Genomic DNA, 17,510 nt, shown 5'->3' with positions numbered 1-17,510 from the left:
TCGGTTCGCCGGCCGCCCCTCGACCACTGCTAGGCCCGGGCCCAGCGCTGGTTCGCGCCGGTGTGGCAGTTCCACACGATCACCGCGGAGCCATTGGCGGTGGCGGCGCCGTTGACGTCGAGGCACAGCCCGTTCTGCGCGTTGCTGATCGTGCCGTTGGTGTTGAGGTTCCACTGCTGGTTGGCGCCGCTGGTGCAGTCCCAGATCCGCACCCGGGTGCCCGCGGCGGCGTTACTCGGCATGTCCAGGCACTTGCCCATCACCTGCAGGGCCTTCCCGTTCACGGTGAACTGCTGGTTGGCGCCGCTGTTGCAGTCCCAGATGATCATCTGCGTGCCGTTGGCCGAGTTCGCGCCGTTGACGTCCAGGCACCGGCTGCTGGCCTCGCCGCGCAACCGGAACGTGGTCGGGTCCGGGCCCGGGCCGGGGCCCTGCTCACCGGTGAAGAACTTCCACACCTCGCCCTTGACCCAGCTCCTGGCACCGGACTCGCAGCCCGCGCACCCGTCCACCGGTCCCTGCTGGTGGCCACCGTCGAACGGGGCCCAGACGACCGGGTACCCGGTCCGGCACCCCGAGTAGGCGGTGCTGATGTGCGTGTTGCTGCCCCGGGACGGCTCCGGCGGGTTCTGGGTCGTGCAGCCGTTGTTGCGGACCCACCTGTCGCGCTGGGCGCGTCCGCTGCCGATGTTGTCCGAGATGCCGTGGATGCCCATGTAGGCGACGGGTGCGGTGCCGCCCGAGCAGCCGCTGATCTCACCGGGTGAGGCGATGGCGGCGATGGCGCGGAACACCGTCGGCCGGGAGCACGCGAGCGAGATGCTCATCGCGCCGCCGTAGCTGAAGCCGAGCGAGAAGCGCTGCGTGGTGTCGACGCAGAGGTCGTCCTCGATCCGCTTGATCATGGCGTCGACGAAGTTGACGTCCTCGCCGCCGGAGTTGCCCCAGCCGTTGTTGAGGCCCTGGGGCGCGACGAAGATCGCAGTGTTGTTCGACAGCTGCTTCAGTCCGTAGTGGGCGTAGACGGCCCCGTCGCTCCCGCCGCCGGCGACCTGGTTCATGGTGCCGCCCAACCAGTGGAAGCCGAAGACCAACCGGTGCTGGTAGGTGTTGTTGTAGTTGTCGGGGATGCTCAGGATGAAGCTGCGGGTCTTGCCACCGGTCTGGATGGTGTGCGTGCCGCTGCGCAGGGTCGGCGCCTTGCCGCAGCCCGGGGTCGCGGCGGCGGTGGTGACGGTGTCCGACGCGACGGGGGCCGCGGGCGCGGGCTCGGCGCCGGCGACTTCGGCGCCCGCGAAGAGCAGCGCGGCGGCGGCGCCGAACAGCGTCCAGCGCCGGTGAAAGCGGTTGTCCTTTGACACGGGTGTGCTTCCGTTCTGTGTGGGTGTGGCTTGCGGATGGGGTGGGTCGGCGGTCACCCGCTGCCCTCCGGCGTCGTGTCGGCCGCGATCGCGCCGGAGTCCGGCCCGGACGGCAGGTACACGTGCACGTGGCCCTTGCCGGCGTCGATGCTGATCACGTCCAGTTGGAGCGCGGCCACCGACCAGGTGCGCAGTGCCAACGTGCGCTGCGCGCCGGCCAGGGTCAGCAGGTCGCCCGCCAGCGGTTCGGGAGCGGTGGCGGCGGCGGCGAAACCGTCGACCGCGGCGGCGAGTTGTTCGACGGCGGTGCGCATCCCGGTGCGGGCGACGTTCACGCCGTTGCCCGCGGACGGTGTCTCGGCGTACCGCCGCACCTCCGCGGACACGACGTCGCGCCAGCCGCGCACGTCGTCGGTCGTGGGTGCGGCCGGCGACCCGGCACCCGGCGGGGGAGACGCCTTCGCCATCGCCTCCAACACCGGTGTCAGGCGTTCCCGGCCGCCTTTGGCGAGCTCGATCAACGTGCCGACCTGCTCGACGTCACGCTGCGCCTCGGCCTGCTTCAACTCGGCGATCCGGCGCTCCGTCGCGTCCGGACCGGACGTCCACGAGCCCGTCACGAACGCGACGGCGAACCCGAGCGCGAACGTGGTGACCAGGGCCGTCGCCGAGCCCCACAGGGAGCGCGGTGATCGCGGCCCGGCGGCGTGGCGGAGTGACTTCCCCGGCCGTGCCCGCCCCACCGACGTGGTCCTGCCCATGACAGTCCTCCTTGCCGTGCGGTGCGAAGGAACCTCGCGGCGAAGGGCCCGCGGCCCCGGCGCGTGCCGGGACCGCGGGCCGCCCGCTCAGGGCAGCGTCCACCGCTGGTTGGCGCCGCCGTTGCAGGTCCAGATGATCAGCTGCGTCCCGTCGGCGGAGCTGCCGCCGTTGGCGTCCAGGCACTTGGCGCCGTTGCGGAGCGAGCCGTCGGACTGCGGCGACCAGTTCTGGGACGCCGAACCGTTGCAGCTCCACAGCTGCACCTGGGCGCCGTCGGCGGTGCTGCCGCCGTTGACGGTGAGGCACTTGCCCAGGGCCCGGAGCGTCTGCCCGGTGCGCGTCCACGTCTGGTTGGCGCCGTCGTTGCAGGTCCACAGCTGGACCTTGGCGCCGTCGGCGGTGCTGCTGCCGTTGACGTCGACGCACTTGCCGCCGACGCCGACGATGCGGCCCGTCCCGCCGCCGGTGCCCGGCGTGCCGACGCCGTTGCCGGTGAACGTCATCGAGTCGACGTCGAAGGAGCTCGTGCCGGTCCTGAACACCATGAACAGCTCCGTGGTGCCACCGGGGTTGGTGACGTTCACGGCGGGCGTGCTCACGTAGTTGTCCCAGCCGCCGGTGCTCGGGACCGGGACCGTGGCGATCAGCGCCCCCGTCGGCGAACCGGCGCGGAACTCGACCGAGCCGCCACCGCTCGGCGACGACAGCCGGACGGACACCTGGTTGATGCCGCTGAAGTTGTACGGCGTGAAGGAGATCCAGTCACCGGTGGCGATGTCGCCGACCCGTGCGCCGGACTCGGCCGCGGCCTGCGACACGACCCTGACGCCGGAGGAGCCGGTGAAGTACTCGGCCTGCTTGCGCTTGGGCTGCAGCAGGACCTTCCGGCTGCCTTCCAGCGCGGGCACGCCGGTCGAGCCGTTGTCGGTGTACCTGCTCGCCGCCACCCAGAACGAGTTCAGGTTGGCGTGCGCGCTGTCGGTCTCCGCCTTCAACGTGCCCGTGCAGCCGGGGATCGGCGAGAGGTCGTGCCCGTGCTGGTCGTGGCCCAGCGCCGGGGTCGTGGTCACCTTGCCGCAGTCGATCGTGCCGTCCTCGGGGTCGGTGACCGTGACCGTGTACGGGATCGAGTCGCCCCAGCCGAACATGCCGCCGTCCGGGATGCTCAGGTTGACCGTCGGCGCGGTGTTGCCCGACGTCACGACCACGCTGCCCACGCCGGACTTCCCGCCGACGTCGGTGACGGTGAGCTTGGCGTTGAACTGGCCCCTGGCGGTGTAGGTGTGCGTGGGGTTGGCCTCGGTGGACGTGCCGCCGTCGCCGAACTCCCACCGGTAGGTCACCGGGCCGCCTTCCGGGTCACCGGAGCCGGCGCTGGAGAACCGCACCGTCAGGGGTGAAGGACCGGATGTGGGCGTCGCCGTCGCGGTCGCGACCGGGCTGCGGTCGCCGCTCTTGTAGTCGATGCGGTAGAGCCCGGAGTCGGGGTTGTCCCGACCGTAGCCGGAACCCCATTCGAGCAGGTACATCGCCCCGTCCGGGCCGAACTTCATGTCCAGCGGCGACTTGAAGCTCAGGTTCGACAGGAAGTCGTTGATCTTCAACAGCTTCCCGTCCTGGCCGACCCGGAACTCCCACATCCGGTTGCGCGACCACTCGCCGAAGAACGGCGTCTGGTCGAAGTAGGCCGGGAACTTGGTGGGCGACGGGTTGTTCGCGTCGTACTGGTAGATCGGGAACGCGCCCGGCGCCTCGCCGCCCGAGGGGCTGCCCATCTCCGGGAACTTGTTGCCGTTCGCGCCGTTGCCGTACCAGACCTCGGCCTTGCGCGCGGCCGGGAGCGTGGTCAGGCCGGTGTTGTTGGGCGAGTTGTTCACCGGCTGGTCGCAGTTGAACTTGGCGCCCGACTGGCCCGTGGCGAAGTTGTAGTCGTTGAACGGGATGTTGTCGCCGATGCAGTACGGCCAGCCGTAGAAGCCGGGCGACGTGATGACGTTCCACTCGACGGTCCCGCCGGGCCCGCGGTTGGGGTTGTCGTTGGCGGCGTCCGGGCCGTAGTCGGCGGCGTAGATCGCGCCCGACGTCGGGTGCACCGAGAACCGGAACGGGTTGCGGAAGCCCATCGCGTAGATCTCGGGCTTCGTCCTGGCCGTGCCCGGCGCGAACATGTTGCCGGACGGGATGGTGTAGGTCCCGTTGGTCTCCGGGTGGATGCGCAGGATCTTGCCCCGCAGGTCGTTGGTGTTCGCCGAGGTGGCCTGGACGTCGTTGCTCGCCCAGCCCGGCCGCTCGTCGATCGGCGCGTAGCCGTCGGAGCGGTGCGGCTGGACGTCGTCGCCGGTGCCGATGTAGAGGTTGCCGCCCGGGCCGAACGCGATGTAGCCGCCGGTGTGGCCCGGTTCCGGCGCCTGCCGCGACGACGGCACCTTCATCAGGATCCGCTCGCTGGCCAGGTCCAGCGCGTCGCCGTTCACGGTGAACCGCGAGACCCTGGCGATGTCCTCGCCGCCGCCTGCGGGGGAGTACATCAGGTAGATCCACTTGGTGGTGGCGAAGTTCGGGTCGAGCGCGAGCCCGGTCAGGCCGTCCTCACCGCCGGTGTAGACGCTCAGGGTCGCCGCCGTGACGGTGGTGCGGGTGTCCGGCTTGTAGACCTTCACCCTGCCGCCGTACTCCGCGTAGAACACGCGGCCGTCCTTGGCGACGTCCAGCGCCGCCGGGCCGACGGTGTTGTCGTCCAGCGCCACCTTCTCGAAGCTGCTCCACACGGTGGGACCGCAGTCGGCCTGCACCTTGCCGCCCGCCGACTCCACGCCGCCCTTGACGTGCTCGCGGAACAGCGGCTCGGAGTAGCTGGACGCCTGGTGACCCATGGCGGTGGCCCACAGCCGGCCGCCCTCGTAGTTGCGGCACCACGAGATCGGGTGGTCGTACCCCATCCGGCTCGAGCCCGGGTCGTACGTCGTCTCGTCGGCGGTCACCAGCACGTGCGCGTTGCCGCGCGCGGAGCGGTTGAAGTTGTACCACTCCTCGGTGCGCGTCCACCGGTCCGGTAACGCGGCCCCGGACGGGTGCTTGCGGTCGGCGACCTTGGCGGTGCCGGAGACGGTGGCCGAGTGCGCGGTCATCGTCATGCCGAGCATCTGGTCCCACCAGGGGAACTGCTGCTCGATGTTCATGTCCGTCGCGTTGTGGATCGCGGCGAAGCCGCCGCCGGCGCGCATGTACCTCTGCGCCGCGGCGCGCTGCGCGTCGTTGTCCCACACCATGCCGGAGGTCTGGAGCATGACCACCACGTCGAAGGTGGCGAGGGCGGCGTCGTTGAAGATCGACGAGTCCTCGCTCTTGGTCAGCTCCCACTCGTTCTGGGCGGCCAGCTGCTCGAACATCGTGATGCCGGCCGGGATCGAGTCGTGTCGGTAGGCCCCGGCGGCGGTCTTGCTGAACAGCAGGACGTGGAACCCTTCGGGGTGCGCGGGCGCCGGCGCTGCAGCCAGCCCCAACATCACCACCGCGCAACCTGCTATCGACAGCAGGCGCGCGAATCTGTGTCGCATGGCCACTCCTCTGGGGCACTCGAAGGCGACTGACGGGATTACGCGGCGGCGGAGTGCGGGAAGGACGACGGCGTCCGGTGGCGGTCACCGGAACCGGTGGACTGCGTGCGCGTGCGGCGGCACGAGGGTCTGGCCGGCGCGGTGCACGGCACCGCGCCGGCTCGGATCCGGAGTCGGCTGGAACACCACGGGCTGTCGACCGCGGTGGGCTCAGGGCGCTTCAGGAGGTGAGGCGGACTCGTCCGCGCTCACCGGCGGCGATGATCGAGCCCATCGACGAGCAGACATGATCGCTCCCTCGGTGCGTCGTTGCCCGGGTGCTGGATGTCATACATGTACGCGCGTAGGTCCGCCGCGATTTGTAGCACACATTCGCCGAACGAGTCCAGGTGCCGGCCCACGCCCAGCGCACCCCACCGTCGCGGGACGAGGGGTGTCGCGTGGTCGGTCGGGGCCCGCGGTGTCAGCCGAAGAGGCGGCGCTGGATCTCGCGGCGGTAGTCCTGCAGGGTGTTGTCGATGTGGACGCCGGCGGCTGCCGCGGCGGCTTCGGGGTCGCCGTCGCGGATCGCCTGGTAGATCGCGAGGTGCTCCTCGACCGCCTCGGCCGCGTGCCCGCCGACGGAGCCGTGCAGCCCGATGGTGCTGGACTGGCGTTGCAGGCGGCGGGCTTCGCGCACGGCGGCGGCGAGGAACTGGTTGTGGGACGCCGAGGCGACCGCGAGGTGGAAGTCCTCGTCGCCGCGTTCGAACAGCGCGGGCTGGTCGGTCAGGTGGCCCTCGCGGCAGGTGCCCGCGGCGGCGGCGATGGCGCGCAGCTCGGCCGGGGTGGCGTGGGTCGCGGCCAGTCGGCTGGCCGCGGTCTCCTGCACCCGGCGGAACTCGAAGAGCATGTAGACGTGGTCGAGGTTGGTCGGCAGGAAGAACCCGCCCCACCGCGAGGAGCCGAGCATGCCCTCGTCGTCGGCCACGTAGAGCCCGCGGCCCTTGTGCGCCCGCACCCGCCCGATCGCGGAGAGGATCTTGACGGCTTCCCGCACGACGGTCCGGCTGGTGCCCATCCGCGCGGCCAGCTCGTTCTCGGTCGGCATCCGGTCGCCCGGCCGCAGCTCCAGCTCGGCGATCAGCTGGAGGATCTGCTCCGCGACGAGCTCGTAGCCCGGCCGGTACGGACCGGGCGCCGGGGTGGTGTCCGGTTGTCCGGTCGGGTCGTCCGGCACAAGTGCGCCATCGGTCAACGCCGCTCCTTAGTGACGGGTCGCCAGAAGGGTATGACCGGCCCACCCGCTGTCCGCCCAGCCTACATCCGGGTAGGGCGGCCACCGTCGAGCGCGCGTCGCGGTGCCTGGCTCGTGCACGTCAGGTGCGGATCGTACTCGGCGCTAACGATATGCGGGCACCGGGTCATAAATAAGCATGCTTATTTACCCCCGCGGCGCTGTCCGGGCGGTCGTGGTCGTCGGGGTTCGCCGACCAGGCTCACGTCGGTCCGGTGGATCGCGGAGTCACCCGCCGCACGCCGCGATCGGGACCTGCTCGGGCACCGGTGCGGTGGACGCCCGCTCCACACCTCCTTCGCCGAGCGCGTCGCCCGCGGCCACGTTCGGCCGGTCCGCCAGGCGCCGCGGCCCGTGGCGATCGTGGTCGCGGGCGGTGGTCCGCCAGGCGCGCACCTTCACAGCCGTTCCGCCGAGAGCCCGTAGACGCGCGTGGCCGTGCCGCCGAACACCTCGTCGCGCTCGGCGGCGGTGAGACCGGCGGTCAGCCCCTCGGCCGCCGCGACGACCTCCTCGTAGGAGCCCGCGAGCAGGCAGACCGGCCAGTCGGAGCCGAACATCACCCGCGACGGGCCGAACGCGTCCAGCGCCACGTCCGCGTAGGGACGCAGGTCCGCCACGGTCCACGCGACCGGGTCGGCCTCGGTGACCATGCCCGACAACTTGCAGGTGACGTTCGGCTCGGCGGCGAGCTCGCGGAGGTGGGACTCCCACGGTTCGCGGTCGCCGGAGGCGATCGGGGGCTTCGACAGGTGGTCCAGCACGAACGTCGCCCCGGGCAGCGCGCGCACGGTCTCGATCGCCACCGGCAACTGGTGCACGAGGGTGAGCAGGTCGTAGGCGAGCCCCGCCTCCGCGACCGCGCGCAGTCCGCGCCGGACGTCGGGCCGGGTCAGCCACCGCGGGTCCGACTCGCCTTGCACCAGGTGCCGCACGCCGACGAGCAGGTCGCCGCCGGGACCGGCGCGCAGACCGGCGAGCACGTCGCCGATGCCGGGGTCGGTGAGGTCGACCCACCCGACGACGCCCGCCACCAGGCCCTTGCCCTCGTCGGCCGACAGGGACAGGAAGTCGGCGGTCTCCTCGACCTCCGGGACGACCTGGACCAGGACCGTCCGGTCGATCTCCGACACCGCGGCGACGGACGACAGGTCGTCGAGGGTGAAGTCGCGCCGGATCGGGGCGAGGCCCGCGTCGTTCAGCCAGTCGTGGGCACGACGGCTCGGCCCCGTGGGCGCCGGCGTCTCCGCCGGGAGCCGCCAGACGTGGTGGTGCGCGTCGATCCGGATCACGTCGTCTCCACCTCGGTCGGCAGGTCGTCGGCCGCGCCGCGGTCCAGCGGCGTGACGGCGTTGCGGCTAGGGGCCCACGGCGCCTGGACCCCGGCACAGCCGCCACCCGGAACGATGGCGGCCGTGCCGCGGGGACGGCGACGTCAGGCGCGCTGGAGCAGGAAGCGCTGGTTGTCGCCCCCGCCGGGGGTCCACTGCGAGATGCGTGCGCCGTCGGTGGTCGACGCGCTCCACACGTCCATGGCCAGGTTGCTGAGGCGGTTGACCAGGCTGATGACACCGCCGCCCTGGTCGATCACGCGCCACTGCTGGCTGGTGGCGTTGGTGTCGGCGCGCTGGGTGATGTCGGCGCCGGTGCTCGAGCTCGCGACCTGGAGCACCAGCCCGCTGTGCCGGGCCCGGACGCGGTAGTAGCCGCCGCCCGAGTCGACGAAGTCGAACTGCTGGTTCAGCCCGCCGGTCGACGACCACTGCTGCAGCAGGGCGCCGGCGGCGGTGGACACGCCGCTGATGTCGGCGAGCTTGCCGCTGTGCCGCGCGACGAGCCGGTAGTACACCCCCGGCTGGATGACGACCGCCCCGCCGCCCTGCCCGGTCACGCGGTACGTGTGCCCGGCCTGGCCGGGGAACTCGACGACGTCCGCCTCCGGCTTGGTCGGCTGCACGACCGCGCCGCTCGTCGTGTCGCTCAGCTCGAACGTGCCGGTGAACACCCGGTTGCGGATCCGGACCTTGCCGTCGCGGTCCGGCGTGACGGAGAGGGTGATCGCGGTGCTGCTCCAGGTCGCCCCGACCGTGTGCCCGCCGCGCCCGCGCAGGCCCGTCACGCTGCCCGCCGACCACGCCGGCGGCAGTGCGGGCAGCACGTGCAGCTCGCCGTTGTGGCTGTGCAGCAGCATCTCGGCGATGCCGGAGGTCGCGCCGAAGTTGCCGTCGATCTGGAACGGCGGGTGCAGGTCGAACATGTTGGGCGCGAGCCTCGCCGGCGTCACCAGGTAGCGGATCAGGTCGTGCGCCCGGCCGCCCTCCTCCATCCGCGCCCAGTAGTTGATCTTCCAGGCCAGTGACCACCCGGTGCCGTCGTCGCCGCGCAGCTGGAGGGTCCGGCGGGCGGCCTCGAACAGCTGGGGCGTGCCGCGCTTGGTGATCTGGTTGCTCGGGTGCAGGCCGTACAGGTGCGAGACGTGCCGGTGGTTCGTCTCGGGCTCCACCCAGTCGTAGAGCCACTCCATGATGTTCCCGCGCGAGCCGACCCGCATCGGGGCGAGCCGTTGAGCCGTCGCGCGGACCCGCGTGCGGAAGTCGGCGTCCACGCCGAGCACCTCCGAGGCGCGGGCGCAGCCTTCGAACAGGTCGCGCAGGATCTGCATGTCCATCGTGGGACCCGCGGCGACGCTGGCGTTCGCGTGGTGTGGCAGTTCCGGGGAGTTCGACGGGTTGGTGACCAGCCACTTCAGCGTCGGTTCCTCCACCAGGGTGTCGAGGAAGAACTGGGCGGCGCCCTTCATCGCGGGGTAGTAGGACCGCAGGAACTCGACGTCGCCGGTGAACAGGTAGTGGTCCCAGATCATGGTGGCCAGCCACGCGCCGCCGGTCTGCCACATGCCCCACATCGCGCCGTCCACGACCGAGGAGCCCCGCCACCCGTCGGTGTTGTGGTGGGTGACCCAGCCGCCGGCGTTGTACTGGGCACGCGCGGTGCGGGCGCCGGTCACGGTGAGGTCGTTGATCATCCGGAACACCGGCTCGTAGCACTCGGCGAGGTTGGTCGTGTCGGTCGGCCAGTAGTTCATCGGCAGGTTGGCGTTGATGGTGTACTTCGAGTCCCACGACGGGGTCAGCTGGTCGTTCCAGATGCCTTGCAGGTTCGCGGGCTGGGTGCCCGGCCGCGACGACGAGATCAGCAGGTACCGGCCGTACTGGAAGAGCAGGGCGGAGAACTGCGGGTCGGTCGTGGTGTTGTGCTGGGTGATCCGGACGTCGGTCGGCTGGTCCGCCGCCGCGGTGCGACCGAGGTCGATGGTGACGCGCCCGAACAGCCGCTGGTAGTCGGCCACGTGCCGGCTGCGCAGCACGTCGTACGCGGTGCCCTGCGCGCCGCTGAGGCGCCCGCGCGCGATGCCCTGGTAGTCGCCCGCCACGTTCCGGTAGTCGACGTAGCTGGTGCCGATCGAGATCAACAGGGTGACGCTGTTGGCGTTGGTCACCCGGAGCGTGCCGCCGGAGCTGCTGGTGCTCCCGCCCTCGGCGACGGCCTTGGCCAGCACGAGGAACTTGACCGACCCGGCGATGCCGCGCTGGTCGCCGGAGCGGCCGTCCAACCCGATCGTCGTGCCGTCGGGACTCGACATCGTCCCCCGCTGCGGCGTGCTGAACGTGGCGGTGAACGAGATCGACCCGGGCGTCTCGGCCGTCAGGCGCATGGCGATCACCTGGTCCGGCGCGCTGGCGATCACCTCGCGCCGGTACCGCACGTTGTTCGCCGTGTAGGTCACCACCGTCGTGGCGTTGGTCAGGTCGAGCCAGCGCTGGTAGCCGGACACCGTGCCCGGACTGGGGAAGGCGAGCCGGAGGTCGCCGACGGTCTGGTAGGCGAGCTGCCCGGCCGGGTTGCCCAGCATCGCCTGGTCGATGAGGGTCTGCGCCTGCGACCACTGGTTCGCGAACACCAGGCGTCTGATCTCCGCCAGGGCGGCCGCGCCTCGCGTGTTGGTGTAGTCGTGGGGACCGCCTGCCCACACCGTGTCCTCGTTGAGCTGCAACCGCTCCGTGTCGGCGTTGCCGAAGACCATCGCGCCGAGGCGGCCGTTGCCGATCGGCAGCGCGCGGAGCCATTCCGTGCCGGCCTGCCGGTCGTACCACAACGCCAGGTCGTTGACCGCGCGCACTTCGGGCGGCGCGGCCGAGTCGGCGCGGGCCGCCGCCGTCCAACCGCCGGGCGCCAGCACGGCCCCGGCGCTCACCGCACCGAGTTGCATCAGTCGCCTACGTGGCAAATCCGACATGCTGGACCCTCCAAAGCGGACGGTGGTGGAACGGTATCGGGGGACACGACTGTCCTCAGTGGCTGGTGGGCCGCCGAATGGCGTCGCAACGCCCACGGCTCAACCGGAGCCCTCCGGGCAACGTAGCCATCGGCGAACGGTGCCGTCAATGCTTGACGGGCGGCCGATGTTAGCGATAACACGCGCTACTTCGCTGAGGTGCGTGAGCGAATGCGCATTCGTCCGATGATCGTTCGACAACTGAAAAGCGCGTGTCGCACCGTTCCGCTCAAGGCGTTAGCGCTAACAATTTTAGCAAGGCGGAACGTTGACGCCCCGAGTCGTAGGTGGCTACGGTGCGGGAAGGCTCGGAGAGACCCGCGGCGACGAGGTGGGTAGCCCGGCCGCGCCCGTCGACGATGACGAGGGGGCTCTTCGATGCGACGAACACGTCGAGCTGGACCGAGTGCCGTGTTCCGACCGGCGCGTCCGCCCGATCCGCGCCGCACGGCCGGTCGAGCCCCACTCGAACTTTGCGTCCATTGAGGACTTGGCAACGCGGGTGGCCCCGGTGTCCGGCGGGCGACCGGTGAAGTCGTTGCTTTAGCCGATTATTAGCACTTAGCCTCCGCTCCGGTTCGAGTCGGTTCGAACCGCGCATTTCCCCCTGGCTTCGACTGGGAGCGCTCCCTAACCACTCCGGTCACCGGGACGCGCTCGATCCCGCCGACCGCCGAAGCGCCCCCCGGTGTGCGTCGCCGCCTCGCCCACCGGCCGTGTCGAAGTCCCCGTCAGCCGAGATCAAAGGGTGTGAGCCTGCCATGAGATACCGAGTCAGAGCGGCGTTGACCGCGGCACTCCTGGTGGCCGCCGGTGTGGTGGCGACAGCGGTCGGCTCCTCGCCACCGGCCGCCGCGCACCCGGTCAACGCGGCCGACTTCCAGCAGGTCGAGCTGGCCCGAGGGGTCGGTGAAGTGGGTGAGCCGATGACGCTCGCCGTGCTGCCGGACCGCTCGGTGCTGCACACCGCCCGCAACGGGACGGTGCGCCGCACCACGGCCGCGGGCGTCACCAGCGTGATCGGCACGGTGCCGGTCTACACGCACGACGAGGAAGGCATGCAGGGCATCGGGGTGGACCCCGGCTTCGCCACCAACCGGTTCATCTACCTGTTCTACGCGCCGCCGCTGTCCACCCCGGGCGGTGACGCGCCGGCCACCGGGTCGGACTTCTCGGCGTGGAAGGGGGTCAACCGGCTGGCCCGGTTCACCTTGAACGCCGACTTCACCCTGAACATGGCCAGCCAGATCACCGTGCTGGAGGTCGCCACCGACCGGGGCAACTGCTGCCACGTCGGCGGCGACATCGACTTCGACGCGGCGGGCAACCTGTACCTGTCCACCGGGGACGACTCGAACCCGTTCGACTCCAGCGGCTACACCCCGATCGACGAGCGGACCAACCGCAACCCGGTCTACGACGCGCAGCGCAGCGCCGGCAACACGAACGACCTGCGCGGCAAGGTGCTGCGGATCAAGGTGAACGCCAACGGGTCGTACTCGATCCCGGCTGGCAACCTGTTCGCGCCCGGCACCGCCAACACCCGGCCCGAGATCTACGCGATGGGCCTGCGCAACCCGTTCCGCTTCAACGTGGACAAGGCGACCGGCGCGATCTACGTCGGCGAGTACGGGCCGGACGCGGGCACGAGCAGCAACACGCGCGGACCCGCCGGCATGGTGGAGTTCAACCGGATCACCTCGGCGGGCAACTACGGTTGGCCCTACTGCGTCGGCTCGAACACCACGTCCGAGGCGTACGTCGACTACAACTTCGCTACCGGGCAGTCCGGCGGCCGGTTCAACTGCGCCGCGCCGGCCAACAACTCGCCGCGCAACACCGGGTTGGGCACGCTGCCCGCGGCGCGCTCCGCGTGGATCAAGTACGACAACTGCTCCTTCTCCGCGTTCGGCTGCGGCTCGGAGTCGCCGATGGCCGCTCCGGTGTACCGGTACGACGCGGCCAACCCGTCCTCGATCAAGTTCCCGCCCGCGCTGGACGGGCACGTGTTCGCCACCGAGTTCGGCCGGCGCTGGATCAAGACCATCGACGTCAACGCCGACGGGTCGGCCGGGCAGGTCAGCGACTTCCCCTGGCGCGGCACGCAGGTCATGGACGCCACCTTCGGCCCGGACGGCGCGCTCTACGTGCTGGACTACGGCACCGGCTGGGGCAGCGGTGACGCCAGCTCCGCCCTCTACCGCATCGAGTACAACCCGGCCGGGAACAAGGCGCCGACCGCACGGGCCGGCGCGAACCCCGTCTCCGGCAGCGCGCCGCTGACGGTGAACTTCTCGTCGGCCGGCTCCTCGGACCCCGAGGGCGGCGCACTGACCTACGCGTGGAACTTCGGCGACGGCGCCACGTCCACGGCCGCCAACCCCACCCACACCTACACGGCCAACGGGCAGTACTCGGCGACGCTCACGGTGACCGACACCGGAGGCCGCTCCGGTAGTGCCGGCGTGTCGATCTCGGTCGGGAACACCGCGCCGGTGGTGAAGCTGAACGTGCCGGCCAACGGCTCCCTGTTCAGCTTCGGCGACGCCGTGCCGTACACGATCACGGCGTCGGACGCGGAGGACGGCACGATCGACTGCACCCGGGTGAAGCTGAGCTACGTGCTCGGCCACGACAGCCACGGGCACCCGATCACCACGCAGACCGGCTGCTCGGGCACGTTGCAGATCCCGGTGGACGGCGAGCACGACACGGCCGCGAACCTGTTCGCGGTGTTCGACGCCGAGTACACCGACTCCGGCGCGAACGGCCAGCCGCCGGTGACCACGCACACGCAGCACGTGCTGCAGCTGCGGCACCGCCAGGCCGAGCACTTCTCGACGCAGTCCGGCACCGCTCTCTACGACAAGGCCGCGGCCGAGGGCGGGCGGACCGTCGGCGACATCCAGAACGGCGACTGGATCGCGTTCGAGCCGTACGCGCTCGGCACGACCACGAGGTTCACCGCGCGGGTGTCGTCCGCCGGCTCGGGCGGCACGCTGTCGCTGCGGAGCGGTTCGCCCACCGGTCCGGTGCTCGGCACCGTGACCGTGCCGGTGACCGGCGGGTGGGAGACCTTCACCGACGTGTCCACCACCCTGTCCAACGTGCCACCCGGCACCATCGCGCTGTACCTGACGTTCGCCGGCGGCACCGGCACCCTCTTCGACGTGGACGCGTTCACGTTCGGCGCGTCGACGGGGAGCACGCGGACCGGGCCGATCGTCGGCGTCGCGAGCAAGTGCGTCGACGTCAACAGCGGCAGCACGGCCGATGGCGCGAAGATCCAGTTGTGGACGTGCAACAGCGGTGCGAACCAGCGCTGGACCGTGAACGGGTCCACGTTGCGCGCGTTGGACAAGTGCATGGAGACGGCCGGCACCGCCGACGGCAGTCTGGTGCGGTTGTGGACCTGCAACGGTGGCGCCGGTCAGAACTGGACCGCGGGCGCCAACGGTTCGTTGGTGAACTCGCAGTCGGGCAAGTGCCTGGACGCCAACGGCGGCAGTTCCGCGGACGGCACGCAGTTGATCATCTGGAGCTGCCACGGCGGCACCAACCAGCGATGGACCCTGCCCTGACGACCCTGCCCCGGCGAACCCTGCCCGGGTGACACCGGCAAGGACCGCGATGTGGCGTCGTTCCCACAACGGGGGCGACGCCACATCGCCCTCCTCCCAGGAGGCTAAGAGATGAGAAACTCCCTCGCCCGGCGCGTGATCGGGGTGGCCGCTGCCACCCTGACCGTCGCCGCGCTCAACTCCAGTCCACCGGCCGCCGCGGCCGACGCGCCGTACGACGTCCTGGTGTTCTCCAAGACCGCGGGCTTCCGCCACGACTCGATCCCGGCCGGCATCCAGCTGATCCGGGAACTGGGCGCGGCCAACAGCTTCACGGTGACCGCCACCGAGGACTCGAACCACTTCACCGCCACCAACCTGGCCAAGTACGAGACCGTGGTGTTCCTCAACACCACCGGCGACGTGCTCAACGCGACGCAGCAGGGCGTGTTCGAGTCCTACGTCCGGGGCGGCGGCGGGTACGTCGGCATCCACTCGGCGTCCGACACCGAGTACGACTGGCCGTTCTACGGCGAGCTGGTCGGCACGTACTTCACCTCGCACCCGGCCATCCAGCAGGCGACGGTCCGCGTGGAGAACCGGGCGCACCCGGCCACCGCGCACCTGAGCCCGGCGTGGACGCGGACCGACGAGTGGTACAACTTCCGTGGCAGCGTCCGGTCGTCGGCCCGGGTCCTGGCGACCCTGGACGAGTCGACCTACAGCGGCGGCTCGATGGGCGCCGACCACCCCCACACCTGGTGCAAGACCGTGCAGGCCGGGCGTTCCTTCTACACCGGCAGCGGTCACACGCAGGCCAGCTACGCCGAGGCCGGTTTCCGCGCCATGGTCCTCGGCGGCCTCCGCTACACGGCCAACCGGGCCGACGCCGACTGCCGGCCCGAGAACGGCTACACCACCCTGTACAACGGCTCCACCACCGGCTGGACGCAGGTCGGCCCGGGCGGCTTCACCAACAGCGACAACACGCTGACCTCGTCCGGCGGCATGGGGATGCTCTGGTACAGCGCCAAGGAGTTCCGCTCCTACTCCCTCAAGCTGGACTGGCGGATGCCCGGGGACGACAACTCCGGCGTGGTCCTCGGGTTCCCGGCGGGCAGCAGCGCGGACTCGGCCCTCGCCAACGGCCACGAGGTGCAGATCGACGCCACCGACACGGCGGACAAGACCACCGGCGCGATCTACGGGTTCAAGGGCGCCGACCAGGCCGCCCGCGACGCCGCGCTCAACCCGCCCGGCGAGTGGAACACCTACGAGCTGCTGGTCGAGGGCGAACGCCTCCAGGTGTTCCTCAACGGCGTGCTGATCAACGACTTCACCAACACCGACCCGGCGCGGTCCCTGGCGTCCGGGCACATCGGCATCCAGAACCACGGCACCGGCGACGACGTGTCGTTCCGCAACATCCGCATCAAGGAGCTGGGCGTGGTTCCGGTGCCGCGCACCGGGCCGATCACCGGCGCGTCCGGCAAGTGCGTGGACGTCAGCGGTGGCAACACGGCCGATGGCACGAGGTTGCAGTTGTGGTCGTGCAACAGCGGCGTGAACCAGCGCTGGACGGTCAACGGGACCACCCTGCGCGCGCTGGACAAGTGCATGGAGGTGGCGGGCACGGCCAACGCCGCCGCGGTCCGGCTGTGGACGTGCAACGGCAGCGGTGGTCAGAACTGGACCCCCGGCGCCAACGGCTCGCTGGTGAACCCGCAGTCGGGCAAGTGCCTGGACGCCAACGGCGGCAGTTCCGCGGACGGCACCCAGCTGATCATCTGGAGCTGCCACGGCGGCACCAACCAACGGTGGACCCTGCCGTGAACCGAAGGAGTGCTCGATGAAAGCCGGCGGTGAAGCCTTCGCTTCCCCACAGACTTCCCCACAGACACGACGCAGGCGACCGGTGACGGCCGCCGTGACGGCGGTGCTCCTCGCGGCCGGCACGATGACCGCGGTGACCGCGCTGCCCGCCTCGGCGGCCACGGTCGACACGAGCGCGTGGTACGTGCTGGTGAACCGCAACAGCGGCAAGGCGCTGGACGTGTACGGCCTGTCCACCAGCGATGGTGGGCGCATCACGCAGTGGACGCGCAACGACGGCGCGAACCAGCAGTGGCAGTTCCTGGACTCCGGTGGCGGCTACTACCGCATCAAGTCACGCCACTCGGGCAAGGTGCTCGACGTGCCGAACTCGTCGACCGCGGACGGCGCCGCGATCCAGCAGTGGACCGACCACGGTGGCACCAACCAGCAGTTCCGGCTGGCGGACTCCGACGGCGGCCACGTGCGGTTGATCGCCCGGCACAGCAACAAGGCGGTGGAGGTGCAGGGATCCTCGACCGCGGACGGCGGGAACGTCGTGCAGTACGCCGACGCGGGCGGGAACAACCAGCAGTGGACGTTGGCCAAGGTGTCGGGCGGCGGAGATCCCGGGGGCACCGGCTGCGGCAAGGCGCCGACGTTGCGCAGCGGCTCGCACACGATCACGAGCGGCGGGAAGAGCCGCAGCTTCATCCTGCGGGTGCCGGATGGTTATGACAACACGCGTCCGTATCGGTTGATCTTCGGGTTCCACTGGCGTGGCGGCACGATGAACGACGTGTCCTCGGGCGGCACCAGCGGGACGGCGTGGTCGTACTACGGGAT

The 17,510-nt window shown here is 70.7% G+C and carries 10 protein-coding genes; 3 read left to right on the top strand and 7 right to left on the bottom strand.

Annotation, left to right across the window (positions count from 1 at the left end):
- Positions 1-29 precede the first annotated feature (29 nt).
- The 7 genes from AB0H12_RS39610 to AB0H12_RS39580 form a co-directional block, all read right to left on the bottom strand.
- Positions 30-1,361: an RICIN domain-containing protein gene (locus AB0H12_RS39610; protein ID WP_499630224.1), complete on the bottom strand. Its 1,332-nt coding sequence runs from the start codon at positions 1,359-1,361 to the stop codon at positions 30-32.
- A 53-nt stretch (positions 1,362-1,414) separates the two neighbouring features.
- On the bottom strand, positions 1,415-2,122 hold the full coding sequence (locus tag AB0H12_RS39605) for a hypothetical protein (RefSeq protein WP_499630222.1): 708 nt from the start codon (positions 2,120-2,122) through the stop codon (positions 1,415-1,417).
- A gap of 87 nt (positions 2,123-2,209) precedes the next feature.
- A complete protein-coding gene (locus AB0H12_RS39600) occupies positions 2,210-5,680 on the bottom strand; it encodes a ThuA domain-containing protein (protein ID WP_499630220.1) in 3,471 nt (1,156 codons plus the stop codon).
- 463 nt (positions 5,681-6,143) lie between these two features.
- Positions 6,144-6,917: a FadR/GntR family transcriptional regulator gene (locus tag AB0H12_RS39595; protein WP_499630218.1), complete on the bottom strand. Its 774-nt coding sequence runs from the start codon at positions 6,915-6,917 to the stop codon at positions 6,144-6,146.
- Between the two features lie 267 nt (positions 6,918-7,184).
- Positions 7,185-7,358, bottom strand: coding sequence for a hypothetical protein (locus AB0H12_RS39590; RefSeq protein ID WP_499630216.1), 174 nt, complete (start codon positions 7,356-7,358; stop codon positions 7,185-7,187).
- Complete coding sequence (locus AB0H12_RS39585; RefSeq protein WP_499630299.1) at positions 7,355-8,245, bottom strand: amidohydrolase family protein; 891 nt, start codon at positions 8,243-8,245, stop codon at positions 7,355-7,357. Before AB0H12_RS39585 ends, AB0H12_RS39590 begins: the two co-directional genes overlap by 4 nt.
- A gap of 146 nt (positions 8,246-8,391) precedes the next feature.
- On the bottom strand, positions 8,392-11,211 hold the full coding sequence (locus tag AB0H12_RS39580) for a glycosyl hydrolase family 95 catalytic domain-containing protein (protein ID WP_499630215.1): 2,820 nt from the start codon (positions 11,209-11,211) through the stop codon (positions 8,392-8,394).
- Between the two features lie 842 nt (positions 11,212-12,053).
- Here AB0H12_RS39580 and AB0H12_RS39575 point away from each other — a divergent pair.
- The 3 genes from AB0H12_RS39575 to AB0H12_RS39565 form a co-directional block, all read left to right on the top strand.
- Entirely contained in the window at positions 12,054-14,873 is a 2,820-nt protein-coding gene (locus tag AB0H12_RS39575; protein WP_499630214.1) for a PQQ-dependent sugar dehydrogenase, read from the top strand.
- A gap of 111 nt (positions 14,874-14,984) precedes the next feature.
- On the top strand, positions 14,985-16,685 hold the full coding sequence (locus tag AB0H12_RS39570) for a ThuA domain-containing protein (protein ID WP_499630212.1): 1,701 nt from the start codon (positions 14,985-14,987) through the stop codon (positions 16,683-16,685).
- Between the two features lie 82 nt (positions 16,686-16,767).
- A partial coding sequence (locus AB0H12_RS39565; RefSeq protein WP_499630211.1) for an RICIN domain-containing protein occupies positions 16,768-17,510 on the top strand: 743 nt, incomplete at its 3' end.

This window comes from Actinosynnema sp. NPDC023794 (assembly GCF_040639675.1).
Lineage (GTDB): Bacteria > Actinomycetota > Actinomycetes > Mycobacteriales > Pseudonocardiaceae > Actinosynnema > Actinosynnema luteola.
The sequence above is the reverse complement of the archived record's forward strand: the minus strand, read 5'-3'. Positions and strand labels throughout refer to the sequence as shown.

Bases quoted from the DNA above. Each gene is read 5' to 3' on its own strand.
- AB0H12_RS39605 (WP_499630222.1), bottom strand. From the start codon at position 2,122: ATGGGCAGGACCACGTCGGTGGGGCGGGCACGGCCGGGGAAGTCACTC.
- AB0H12_RS39600 (WP_499630220.1), bottom strand. From the start codon at position 5,680: ATGCGACACAGATTCGCGCGCCTGCTGTCGATAGCAGGTTGCGCGGTG.
- AB0H12_RS39575 (WP_499630214.1), top strand. From the start codon at position 12,054: ATGAGATACCGAGTCAGAGCGGCGTTGACCGCGGCACTCCTGGTGGCC.
- AB0H12_RS39570 (WP_499630212.1), top strand. From the start codon at position 14,985: ATGAGAAACTCCCTCGCCCGGCGCGTGATCGGGGTGGCCGCTGCCACC.